8 protein-coding genes and 1 riboswitch are annotated in these 12,256 nt (G+C 51.1%); of the genes, 6 read left to right on the forward strand and 2 right to left on the reverse strand.

Annotated elements, in window-relative coordinates; all coding sequences use genetic code 11:
• The 4 genes from KK083_RS02000 to KK083_RS02015 all read left to right on the forward strand — a co-directional run bounded on the left by KK083_RS02000 (window position 1) and on the right by KK083_RS02015 (window position 4,173).
• The gene (locus tag KK083_RS02000; RefSeq protein ID WP_254160158.1) at window positions 1-2,166 is read left to right on the forward strand and encodes an alpha-glucuronidase family glycosyl hydrolase; all 2,166 of its coding nucleotides are present in this window, start codon (window positions 1-3) and stop codon (window positions 2,164-2,166) included.
• Between the two features lie 27 nt (window positions 2,167-2,193).
• Window positions 2,194-2,949, forward strand: coding sequence for an SDR family NAD(P)-dependent oxidoreductase (locus tag KK083_RS02005; protein ID WP_254160160.1), 756 nt, complete (start codon window positions 2,194-2,196; stop codon window positions 2,947-2,949).
• 312 nt (window positions 2,950-3,261) lie between these two features.
• Entirely contained in the window at window positions 3,262-3,510 is a 249-nt protein-coding gene (locus KK083_RS02010) for a hypothetical protein (RefSeq protein ID WP_254160162.1), read from the forward strand.
• Between the two features lie 165 nt (window positions 3,511-3,675).
• On the forward strand, window positions 3,676-4,173 hold the full coding sequence (locus KK083_RS02015; RefSeq protein WP_254160164.1) for a hypothetical protein: 498 nt from the start codon (window positions 3,676-3,678) through the stop codon (window positions 4,171-4,173).
• A 28-nt stretch (window positions 4,174-4,201) separates the two neighbouring features.
• On the opposite strand, the gene KK083_RS02020 is transcribed toward KK083_RS02015, so the two are convergent.
• Window positions 4,202-7,957, reverse strand: a complete 3,756-nt coding sequence (locus KK083_RS02020; protein WP_254160166.1) for a PKD domain-containing protein — start codon at window positions 7,955-7,957, stop codon at window positions 4,202-4,204.
• A gap of 349 nt (window positions 7,958-8,306) precedes the next feature.
• Window positions 8,307-8,517, forward strand: a riboswitch (cobalamin riboswitch).
• A 163-nt stretch (window positions 8,518-8,680) separates the two neighbouring features.
• Between KK083_RS02020 and metE the strand changes: the two genes are divergently transcribed.
• A complete protein-coding gene (gene metE / locus KK083_RS02025) occupies window positions 8,681-11,005 on the forward strand; it encodes a 5-methyltetrahydropteroyltriglutamate--homocysteine S-methyltransferase (RefSeq protein WP_254160168.1) in 2,325 nt (774 codons plus the stop codon).
• A 108-nt stretch (window positions 11,006-11,113) separates the two neighbouring features.
• Window positions 11,114-11,347, forward strand: a complete 234-nt coding sequence (locus KK083_RS02030) for a cysteine-rich CWC family protein (protein ID WP_254160170.1) — start codon at window positions 11,114-11,116, stop codon at window positions 11,345-11,347.
• Window positions 11,348-11,436: 89 nt separating this feature from the next.
• Here KK083_RS02030 and KK083_RS02035 read toward each other — a convergent pair whose 3' ends face one another.
• On the reverse strand, window positions 11,437-12,255 hold the full coding sequence (locus KK083_RS02035; protein WP_254160174.1) for a carboxylesterase family protein: 819 nt from the start codon (window positions 12,253-12,255) through the stop codon (window positions 11,437-11,439).
• Between the last annotated feature and the right edge of the window lies 1 nt (window position 12,256).

Consider the following 12,256-nt stretch of genomic DNA (forward strand, 5'->3'; position numbering starts at 1 on the left):
ATGCGCAGAAAAATTCGACACTGTCTTCTCATCATCATACTGCTCAGCCACACGGCACTGAAAGCCGAAGACGGCTACGAGCTCTGGCTTCGTTATTCACTTGTCACGGATCAGCAAAAGCTTAACGATTACCGTAACACGATTAAAGGATGGCTTGTCGATAACAATTCTCCCACTGCACAGATCATCCGGAAGGAATTACAGCGCGCGCTCACAGGACTGCTCGGCAAATCCGTTCCTGAAGTAAAAAGCGCCACCGAAGGCACACTGCTCATCGGCACGGCAAACGCTGCTGCGCTTTCTTCACTCGACCTGAAGAACCGGCTGAAAAATGTAGGCCCCGAAGGGTTTGTGATCTTCAACACGAAGGTCAACAACAAGAACACCCTTGTGATCGCCGCGAATGAAGACGCCGGCATGTTGTATGGTGTCTTTCATTTCCTGAGAATGCTGCAAACGCATCAGCCCATCGGTAAGCTCGCCATTGAAAGCACACCCAAAACAAAAGTGCGCATCCTCAACCACTGGGATAACCTCGACCGCACCGTTGAGCGGGGCTACGCAGGTTTTTCGCTGTGGGACTGGCATAAGCTTCCCGATCATATCGATCCACGCTATCACGATTATGCGCGCGCCAATGCTTCTATCGGCATCAACGGCACCGTGCTCACCAATGTCAACGCCAATGCGCTGATCCTCACGCCGGCCTACCTGAAAAAAGTTACAGCACTGGCAGATCTCTTCAGGCCTTACGGGATCAGGGTATACCTCACCGCAAGGTTCAGCGCACCGATCGAGATCGGCGGACTAAAAACCGCTGACCCGCTCGATGCTCAGGTGCAGGAATGGTGGAAGCGCAAAGTGGCGGAGATCTACAAGGTCATTCCAGATTTCGGCGGATTTCTCGTGAAGGCAAACTCCGAAGGGCAACCTGGTCCGCAAAACTATAACCGCAATCACGCCGACGGAGCCAACATGCTGGCCGATGCTGTAAAACCTTTCAACGGCATTGTGATGTGGCGCGCGTTCGTTTATGACAACAACGTACCGGTTGACCGCACCAAGCAGGCTTACAACGAATTCAAACCGCTCGACGGAACCTTCCGTGGCAACGTGATGGTGCAGGTAAAGAACGGTCCCCTCGACTTTCAGCCGCGCGAACCTTTTCATCCCCTGTTCGGCGCCATGCCCTCCACGCCACTGATGATGGAATTCCAGATCACGCAAGAGTACCTGGGCTTCGCCACACACCTCGTCTACCTTGCGCCGCTTTTTAAAGAATGTCTCGATGCCGATACTCACGCTAAAGGCAAAGGCTCAACGGTGGCCAGGGTCATTGATGGCTCGCTCGAAAATCATACGCTCAGCGGCATGGCCGGCGTGGCCAACATCGGCAACGACCGTAACTGGTGCGGGCATCCCGTGGCACAATCGAACTGGTATTCCTTCGGCAGGCTGGCGTGGGACCATACGCTCTCTGCGGAGGCGATCGCGGATGAATGGGTGCGCATGACCTTCAGCAACAACGTGGCCGTGGTCAGCAACATCAAAAATATCATGATAGCCTCACGCGATATCACGGTGAAGTACATGACGCCGCTGGGACTTCATCACATCATGGGATGGAACCATCATTACGGACCGGGACCCTGGATCAAAGACAAACCCCGCGCCGACTGGACTTCTGTCTACTATCACCAGGCCGAAGAAAAAGGGATCGGTTTCAACCGCACAACTTCCGGCAGCAACGCGCTGGAGCAATACCAGTCACCGGTACAACAGCTTTACAGCGATCCTGAAAAATGTGACGAGCGATACCTGCTCTGGTTCCACCACGTGAGCTGGGATCGTAAGATGAAATCAGGACGTACGTTGTGGGATGAGCTGTGCCATCAATATTACCAGGGCGCCGACTCGGCAAAATGGATGCAACAGCAATGGAATACACTGGAAGGCCAGGTCGACGATGCACAATTCCGGTTTGTGAAGAGCCTGCTGAACATCCAGCAGCAGGAGGCCGTGTGGTGGCGCAATGCCTGCGTACTCTACTTCCAGACCTTTTCAAAAAAACCAATTCCTCCGGGGTTTGAAAAACCGGATCAGACACTGCAATATTACGAACAGCTTGAGTTTCCTTTTGCACCGGGCATCAGGCCACGGTGGTGAGGGTCATATACACAGGGAATACAATACATGAACGACAACTTCAATTCTTCCAAGATCGCGCTGGTCACCGGCGGCGCTTCCGGGCTGGGTCTTGCTATCGCGAAAAAATTCGTAGACAACAACATCAAAACAATTATCACGGGGCGTAACGTGCAAAAGCTCAACGACGCTGCTGCAGCGCTCGGCAGCGGTTGTATCACCATGGTCTCCGACATGAACGACCTGGCGCAGCTGCCGCATACGGTCAAGACAATTGTGGATCAATACGGCACCATCGACATTCTGGTGAACAACGCAGGCATCAACCTGAAAAAGAATTTCGCAGAAGTAACTGACCAGGAGTTCCAGAATATTTTCCAGACCAACGTGCTCGGTGTGTTCGCCTTGTCGCGTGAGGTTGTGAAAGTAATGATCGACAAAAAGCGTGGGTCGATCATCAACATCAGCTCCATGGCTTCACAATATGGTATCCCCAAAGTAATTGCCTATACCGCATCCAAATCAGCCATCGAAGGTATGACCCGTGCCATGGCGGTTGAGCTTTCGCCGATGGGGATCCGTGTGAATTGTATCGCGCCGGGTTTCATCCGCACCAAGATGTCAGCTGCCGCGCTTGACAGCGATCCGGAGCGAAAGAATAAAGTGCTCTCGCGAACGCCCATGGGCACGCTGGGCGTACCCGAAGATGTTGCCAACGCCGCGTATTTTCTCGCCAGCGACGAATCAAGCTTCATGACCGGCACGGTAATCCCGGTTGATGGTGGAAATTCAATTGGATTTTGAAACAACAGCCCACAGCGGTACAGTTGTGGTTGTCAATGCGTGACGCAACAGGCTTGCACAAGTTTCTTTTATGTCTCAATGTGTGCTTAGTGCATTCGTGGCGAAATCGCTCGTACCGGGAAAGATCGTGCGTCGTGCGCATCACAATGGCTGTTCCCGGAATACTAAACTCGTATTGATCTTTGAAAATCATCGATTCCATTGCAAAAAAGCAGTTTTATCAGTGCCAATGTTAAGTTTTTGTTAAGTGATATAACATTTGCTTAACAAGGCTTAGTTTTGGTTTACAACACAATTGAATAAACCCGTTATATGGAAAAAGCATCAGAAAAAATAACCAGGAAAGAGATACGTGCCACTGTGAATGAGAGCCTCCTGGGCGTTATTACGAATTATCACATTTCAGAACCCTCCAAAAAAACGAAGAAGCTGATCGACAAGGTCAGCAAAAAATTCTCCAGTGAGCTGAAGAGTGAATTGAAAAAGCAATTCAAAAAAATGGCTAAAGTATCGAAGCATGAGCTGAACGGAAAAGCTTCGAAGAAATCATTGAGTGCGTAAATAGTCGGTAGTCCAGGGTTGACGGTAGAAGAACCAACGACTCTGAAAACCCTCCTCGCTCGGGCATAGCAATTGGCTTCTGCCCAATTATATATATTGTAATGCGTGTATCAGTAAAAGTGATGCCTGCAAAGCACCGTCAATTAAAGGCTATCAGCAAAGGCCATGAAAAATATTAAAACCCTCCTGATCATCTCCATGGCATCTGCTTTGATCTCATGCGAGGAAGATGATGCACCCTCATTTAAGAAGATCGACTTTTACGGCAAATGGGCAACCACTGAAATTGTCAGGTACAAGGTCAGCACTGGCAGCTGCCTACCGGGAATAACCGAGCACCACGAATACAATTTTTATCCTGACGTGGTTCGTTGGTACAGTCGAGATTGTGCAGATTTTGAGTCTGATGTGGTAATGGAATATACCTATGACGGGAAAAACACGATTGACGTTCCTATTATGAGGCAACAGTATAAAATCATAGCGTTAGGAAACGGTACCCTGAAACTCGATATATCATCAAGAAGTGGGAGATTCGCAACCTTTACGCTGAAGCAGATTTGTAAACCAATAGGAGCATCTTGCCAGGATTCAAAAATCAGTAACGAGATGACTGCTGACATTTGTGGTAGGGCGGGCGTAGCAAATTGGGTATGCCAGTAACCTTAGCCAGCTGGTGGAACTCTGACAACTACCGGGTAATCGTAACGTGCCCCTTATACGTTTTCTCGCAGACGGCATTGGTTAGCTTGTAGTAGTAAACGCCGGTAGCCAGGCCGCCGCCATCCCAGTCGTTGAGGTAGTCATCCTTTTTATACACCGGGTCGCCCCAGCGGTTATAGACCCGGAGGTCCCACCTGCTTTTTTCAAGGTCCCTTACTTCGAAGCGATCGTTGTAAGTATCGTTGTTGGGTGTGAACACATTTGGAATAAAAGTAATGTTGCCATGCACGGGAATGATGTGCGATACCGTTGACACGCATCCATACTGATTGGTGGCACGCAACACCACACGATACGCTCCTGCAGTGTCCAGCAGTACCGGTTGTACGGCGTCAGTGCCCAATGCCTTGCCTTCCATCTCCCACGCCCAGGTCACTTCTTCTGCAGCTTCAGCCTCGAGCAAAAACGGATCGCCTTCAAAGATGCATACCGGGTTGTATTTGAAATCGATCTTGGTCGTGTCTCCCACAACGATCCTTTCATTCCCCACGGCCACAACCTTGCAGCCCTTGTCATCGATCAGCACCAGCGATGTATTGAACGATCCCGTACCTGTATAAAGATGCGCTGTGTTGGACACAGACATATCGTCAACGTTGCCGTCGCCGTAGTCCCAACGGTGAACAACCGTATTTGTCGTCACGGCATTGAACTGAATCGTAGTATTTACACACGAGGGTGCCGTCATGCTGCTGCTGAAGGTTCCGTCCGGTCCGCCCACCCGAACAAGCTTTTCCACCACGGTGGTATCGGAGCATCCGTTGGCATCGGTCACTTTCAGGGTCACATCAAAGATGCCAGGCCTGAGGTATGTGTTCACCGGGTCTTTGAGCACGGAATAAGTGTCGTTGCCAAAATCCCATTGCCAGCCAGCCACATTTCCGGTTGAAAGGTCCTGGAACACGGTGATCAGTGGCGGGCATGCGCCTTCCGTATCAAAAGCTTTGAACGCCGCCACCGGTTTGGTAATGGTAATGAACGCGGTTTTTGTCACGGATCGTTTGCAACCATAGCCATCGGTAGCGCTGAGCGTAACCGGGTAGCTACCTGTTGCGGGGTAGGAGATCTGTGTATGAATGGTGTTCGCGCTCCGGCCGTCATGAAAATCCCAGTTGAACGATATGGCATCACGCGACCAGTTGGTGATCACGATCGGATCGTTGATGCAATACGCGGGTTTGGGAATTGTGAATTCGGGAACAGGGTTGGTGAACTTCACGGCATCGTAGCGGATGAATGAACAATTGCCATCAGCATTGGTAAGGGTGAGCGTTACAGGATAACTTCCCAACGCCGTGTAAACGTGATGCGGCTCCGGATCGGTAGAAGTATTGCCATCGCCAAAATCCCAATGCCAGTCGGTGATCTGCGGGGTGCCTGTGGAGTAATCATCGAAATCTACCGTGAGCTTATCGCAGGTGCTGGTGGCGTTGAACATAAAATTACCCTGGATATCCAGCACAGCCAACGGTAGAGACTTTTCATCGGTGCATCCATCCGCATCGGTAACACGCAGCCTCGGATTGAACGGTCCGGCCGTGTAATAGCTCATCACGGGGTGCTGGGCGGACGAGATCGTGCCATCGCCAAAGATCCACTCCCATTTCACGGCAGCATCTGATTTATCGGTGAATTTTACTTGTGCCCCTTTGCAGGGTTTAACGTTGTCGATGGTGAAGTCGGCACGCACATCACGAATGGTGAACGAGTTAAGCACACTCACTGTGCAATGCGTGGTGTTGTTGGTGGCGGTCAGCTTTACCGTATAATCGCCTACCGATTGATAACGATGGTCCGATACATCGGTAGTAGATTTATTACCGTCGCCGAAATCCCATTCGAGAGAATGATAATCGGCCGAAAGGTTTTGCAGGCTGACGGTATAAGGATCGAAGCAATTTTTCTTGAGCTCAAAATTCGTCAGCGGCGCGTTCACCTTCACGGCTTGCGTGATCACAAAGGTATCGGTACAACCTGCGTTTTTCGCGACCAGGGTCACGGTGTACACGCCTGGCTCAATATAACTGTGTGTTATCTGGCTGCCCGTGCCGGTATTACCATCGCCGAAATCCCAACACCAGAAATTGGCACCCTGCGACTGATCGATGAACTTCACATTTTCACGTGTGCATACTTCCTTTTTATCCGTGGTGAACTTTGCTACAGGCTTCACATCCGCTACCGCTACCTTGGCAGAGGCCGTGCTGGTACATCCCTGCGCGTTGGTGATCCTTAAGGTGACGGTGAAATTTCCCTTTGCATAGGTATGGCTTGGCTCTTTATCGTTGGAAGATGCTCCATCACCAAAATTCCATTGTGATGTGAAGGAAGTTATCCCATCAGACTCATTTTTGAATTGAACAGTGAACGGTGCACACCCGGAGAGCGATGGCGACGTACAATCCTGCTCCTGGTTGGGCGTGAACGCCGCTTTCGGCTTACCTGCGATGGTGATCTCGCGCTCCAGTGTCTTGCTGCAGTTCAACGCATTATAAGCAATGAGCTTGATCGTATACTTACCGCCCGCACCGAAAGCACGCAGGAATGATGTGCCCGTAGAGTACAACGTGTTGTCGATATACCACTCCAGGCGCGCAGCTCCTGTGGACGTGCTGGTAAACGTGACGTTGTTATTACAGTCTGCCTTATAGGTGAAATTGGGCGCCGGGTCTGCCAGCACTTCAATTTTTTTGGTGACCACGGAATGGCATGATTTCCCCTGAAGCATTGCTTCCAGTGTAACATCATAGATCCCCTTGGCGGGATAAGTAACAACGGCGTTCTCCGTTGTGGAAGACGTGCCGTTACCGAAATCCCAAAGAATTGAAAGCATGGGCGCATCGGCCTGAACCATAAAGCTCACCGCCTCTCCTACGCACACTTTTGTGATTGAAGGTGTAAAATCAAGGCCATCGTCACTTCCGGCCAACACCGCTACCGAGTGACTGCTCTCGCAACCCTGCACATCACGGGCTTTCAATACTACGTTATAACTGCCCGGCTGCGTGTAAGTATTCGACGGCGCGGCGTCTGTGCTTGTTTTTCCATTCCCAAAATCCCAGGCATAAGAAACAGCGCCTGTAGATTGGTTCGTAAAATTGATCGTGGCAGGCACCTGACATACTTTGACATTACTGGGCGTGAAAAGGGCAACGGGTCCCTGCACATTGATGGCCGACGCTTTCACGGCAACATGCTCGCAGCCAAACTGGTTTTTTACCCGCAGGGTCACAGACCGGCTGCCGGAAGACGTATAGGTGTGCGTGGGATTCGGGATATTGCTTTGTGCGCCATCACCGAATGCCCATAGCCAGTCTGTGATAACACCTGAAGCCGAGGTTGAGAGGTTCGTGAAGGCTACTCCTAAAGGACTACATCCCGAATTCTTATCAAAAGAAAAATCAGCGACAGGGTTATGGTGAACAACAATGTAACCTGTTTTTGTTTCGGTGTTCGAGGTTGTGCCGTTGGATACCGTCAGCTTTACCGTGTAGGTTCCTGGCGACGCATAAGTGGCAGAGGGGTGCTGGTTGGTAGAGGTGTTGCCATTGCCCAGCTCCCATGTCCAGGAAGTGGCACCGGTGGAAGCATCTGTAAAATGTACTGTGAGCGGGAAACAACCTGAAGTAACATCGGCTGTGAATTCGGCGTTCTGTGCAAAGCCTGTATACGTTGCCAGCGTGAGGATAAAGAGTATCAGCACCTGCCGTTTAGCGATTGCCAATACACGAGGGGGTTTTGTCATGACTACAAACAATGAAGCTTTAAAGATACAACATCACAAGCAATACATCTCATATGATAAAGCAGATTTCAGGTACGAATACATGAACGGAAGAAACTTCCCGTACCGGGGGAAGTGACTTCCGCGGAAGTTGGGTCCTTCTCATGATCTTTACAACGATGGATCAGGCGCGTCCGGGAAAATTTTCCCTCAAATGACCATGCCTGAGCCCTTCTGTTCCGTGACAGAAGACCTTTACCTGTCTTCTACAAAATAGCACGGCAAAAGTAACCTCTGTAAAGGGAAATTTATTTTGTTATCTTTGCCTGGTCAGTTCTTTGCATTTTTAAACATCATTAGCGTAGCTGGTTTTTCCCGAAGCCTCGGGAGAATTAAAAAGGAACCATGTGAGAATCATGGGCTGTCGCGCAACTGTGAACCCGTTCCGGTCCTGCCGGAAAAAAGCTTTGTTCAAGAGTGCCATTGTCATCCGGTGACGGAGACGAGAAGGCGAACAAGGTCGGGTAAGTCAGGAGACTTGCCTTCAACGCATTGACATTGCTTTCGCGCACTGAAGCTTCTGTCAGGCATTGATCACCCGCATCATCTTCCATGCATTTGATGCGCTCGTCTTCCATCCTGTCCGTTTCATTTCGTGTAAGCAATTCGTTTGGCTGCAGGCTGACGGTTAAACGTATTGTTCAACTTAACACAAGCAAAAAAATGCTTACACACAACCTTGGCTACCCGCGCATTGGTAGCCACCGTGAACTCAAGAAGGCCAGTGAGCTTTACTGGTCGGGAAAATCCACACTGAAAAATCTTCTGCAGGTGGGCCGGAACATCCGCCACGACAACTGGATGCTGCAAAAACAGGCAGGCATCGACCTGATCCCCTCGAATGATTTTTCTTTCTACGACCAGGTGCTGGACATGTCGCTGACCGTGGGCGCCATTCCCGAGCGTTACCACGATGTGATGGTGAAGCAGAACAGCTCGGAGCTCGACCTGTACTTCGCCATGGCACGCGGTTACCAGAAGCATGGCCTCGACATCATCGCCATGGAAATGACCAAATGGTTCGACACCAACTATCACTACATCGTTCCCGAATTCCGCAGGGATCAGCAGTTCAAGCTGTTCTCAACAAAAGTGATCGATGAGTTTTATGAAGCCAAGCAACTGGGCATCGTTACCAAGCCGGTGCTGCTCGGCCCTGTCTCCTACCTGTTGCTGGGCAAGGAAAAAGAAAAAGGCTTCGATCGCATAGACCTCCTGAAAAACCTGTTGCCGGTATACATCGAGATCGTGAAACGCCTCGATGCCCTGGATGTTCAGTGGATCCAGTTCGATGAGCCCTTCCTGGCGCTCGACCTGTCGGAAAAAGAGAAGCGCGCTTTCACGTATGCTTATTCGGAGATCAAACGCGAGGTTCCGCATGTGAAGACCATGATCGCCACCTATTTCGAAGGCCTGCGCAGCAATGCTTCCCTCGCGGTTTCGCTTCCCGTATGTGCGTTGCATATAGACCTGGCAAGAGACCCCGCACAGCTCGATACCTTGCTCGGTATGTTGCCGGAGAAAATGACACTGTCACTGGGCGTGGTAGACGGTCGCAATATCTGGAAAAACAACTTCACAGCATCGCTGGCGCTGATCGGCAAAGCCACTGCAAAACTTGGCGCACAAAGAGTCATGATCGCGCCATCGTGCTCGCTGCTGCACTCACCCTGCGACCTGGCCCTGGAAACGAACGAAGCCGTGCTGCGACCGGAGATCAAAAACTGGATGGCCTTCGCCCGGCAGAAGCTCGATGAGGTTGCAACCCTCAGGCTACTCACGTCATCCGAAACCAGCGGAGCCGTGAGCGACCTGCTTGACGCGAACAGAAAGGCTGTGGAAGACCGGAAAACATCTCCGCTGATCCATGATGCCGCCGTCAAACAACGTGTAAAAGGGATCAAAGATGCCGATGCGCAGCGTAAAAATATTTTCGCTGCCCGTAAGACCGAACAACGGCGTTCGCTGAACCTTCCCCTCTTCCCCACCACCACCATCGGATCATTTCCCCAGACTGCCGAGGTGAGGAGCTGGCGGGCGCGGTGGAAGAAAGGAGAGCTGACGCAAGCAGAATATGACACACTGATCCGGGAAGAAACGGAAAAAGCCGTGCGATGGCAGGAAGACACCGGCATCGATGTGCTGGTGCACGGCGAATTCGAACGCAACGATATGGTGGAGTACTTCGGCGAGCGGCTGAAAGGTTTTGTGTTCTCGGCTAACGGATGGGTGCAAAGCTACGGATCGCGTTGTGTGAAACCGCCTATCATTTTTGGTGATGTATCCCGGCCGGAACCGATGACGGTGACCTGGTCTGCTTATGCGCAGTCGCTCACCAAAAAACATGTGAAGGGAATGCTGACGGGCCCGGTGACCATTCTTCAATGGTCATTCGTACGCGACGACCAGCCCCGCGAGCAGACCACGCTGCAGATCGCGTTGGCCATCCGCGACGAAGTATGTGACCTGGAAAAAGCGGGTATCCGCATTATCCAGATCGATGAACCCGCCATCCGCGAAGGCCTTCCCCTGCGCCTGGTAGACCGCGCCAGTTACCTGGATTGGGCCGTAAAAGCTTTCCGCCTCTCGGCCAGTGGCGTGAGCGATAGCACCCAGATCCATACACACATGTGCTATTCCGAATTCAACGACATCATTCAGCACATTGCGGATATGGATGCCGATGTGATCACCATTGAATGCTCGCGTTCACAGATGGAGCTGCTCGATGCGTTTTCCGGGTTCAGGTACCCCAACGAGATCGGCCCCGGTGTATATGACATCCACTCGCCCCGCGTGCCTTCGAGAGAGGAGATGGTAAACCTGATGAACAAAGCGAAAGCGGTGATCCCATCAGACCAGCTCTGGATCAATCCCGACTGCGGATTAAAAACCCGTCACTGGGATGAAACCAAAAAAGCGCTGACAGAGATGGTGGAAGCCGCAAAGAAGCTGCGCGCTTCGGAGAAAGAAAGCGTGGTGCTTTAGTGGTTGTTTTAAACGAGGCTATCCCTTTGTTAAGTAAACCATCCCTCGTAAATTAAAACTCACCCCTCAAAGGGTTAAGAACCCTTTGAGGGTTATTTAATACGGTCAATGATCAAACACGAAGAAAAATTTTGTCCCCGCTGCAATGCGTCATTCGAATGCAAAGTTGGTTCGGTAGGACTCTGCCAGTGCAGCGCTGTTAAGCTGAGCGATGCAGAACGGAGTTATACAAGGGAGAGATTCAGTGATTGCCTCTGTGCCGAATGCCTGAAGGAATTAAAGGCCGAGCTTCACAACAACAGCCTGAAAGCAAGACTTATGCACTTGCTGCGGATGAGATGAACCTGGGAGGAGGTACGATCCCGATAGCTATCGGGAACGAGGTACGATAGCGTTCTACTTGTTGCCTACTTCCCATCACCTACTGTCTACTATTTCGGGTCGGAAAAGATCCAGGAGACAAAGTCAGGCTCAGCAAAGGCGTTCACCCAGCTGCCCGTATGATCGGCACCGGGATATAACGTAAACGACACCGACGCACCGGACTTCCTGAGGGCCGCAGCCATTTTTTCAGACTTGTCGCTCGATACGATGTAATCTTTTTTTCCTGCAAAGATCCTCCACCGGGCACGCGCCATGACGGGAGCCTTGTTGCTGTCACCGTCGCCGGAGATGGCTACAGCCCCTGTGAAAAAGCCGGGATAACGCGAGGTCATGGCGTAAGTTCCGTATGCTCCCATCGACAGTCCGCCAATGTAAACGTGGCCGATCTTATGTTCCTTGCCCATTGAATCAATGAGGCCTTTCAGGGTTTCTGTTCCCCAACTGTCAAACCAGTAATGGTCTGTGAGGCATTGCGGAAAGACAATAAACGCAGGATATTTTTCGCGAAGACTATCCGTCTGAAAAAGTGATGCGCCCCAACGCAGCTGTAGTTCATTATCACTGCCTCTTTCACCGATGCCATGGAGAAATACAAGCATGGGATACTGCTTTGCAGGATCATAGTTTTTGGGGAACAGAATGCGATAAGGCATGTTCCTGAACGTGGCATACCGGTACGCCGCTGAATCGGCTTTAGTGGAATCAGCCTTGGTGGTTAGCACTGGAGCCGGCACCGGAACCGCGGCGCTCTCTGTGGCAGGAGACTCCTGCGGTGCTGGTAAGATCTCATCTTCCTGACTGCAGGCAGCTGTGAGTAAAGCTGATAACAAGACAAAAAGAAAACGAAGCTTGATGTTAATATTCATA

This window comes from Chryseosolibacter histidinae, from assembly GCF_018598225.1.
Taxonomy (GTDB): Bacteria; Bacteroidota; Bacteroidia; order Cytophagales; family Cyclobacteriaceae; genus Chryseosolibacter; species Chryseosolibacter histidini.

Bases quoted from the DNA above. Each gene is read 5' to 3' on its own strand.
- KK083_RS02005 (WP_254160160.1), top strand. From the start codon at position 2,194: ATGAACGACAACTTCAATTCTTCCAAGATCGCGCTGGTCACCGGCGGC.
- KK083_RS02010 (WP_254160162.1), top strand. From the start codon at position 3,262: ATGGAAAAAGCATCAGAAAAAATAACCAGGAAAGAGATACGTGCCACT.
- KK083_RS02035 (WP_254160174.1), bottom strand. From the start codon at position 12,255: ATGAATATTAACATCAAGCTTCGTTTTCTTTTTGTCTTGTTATCAGCT.
- metE (WP_254160168.1), top strand. From the start codon at position 8,681: ATGCTTACACACAACCTTGGCTACCCGCGCATTGGTAGCCACCGTGAA.
- KK083_RS02015 (WP_254160164.1), top strand. From the start codon at position 3,676: ATGAAAAATATTAAAACCCTCCTGATCATCTCCATGGCATCTGCTTTG.
- KK083_RS02030 (WP_254160170.1), top strand. From the start codon at position 11,114: ATGATCAAACACGAAGAAAAATTTTGTCCCCGCTGCAATGCGTCATTC.
- KK083_RS02000 (WP_254160158.1), top strand. From the start codon at position 1: ATGCGCAGAAAAATTCGACACTGTCTTCTCATCATCATACTGCTCAGC.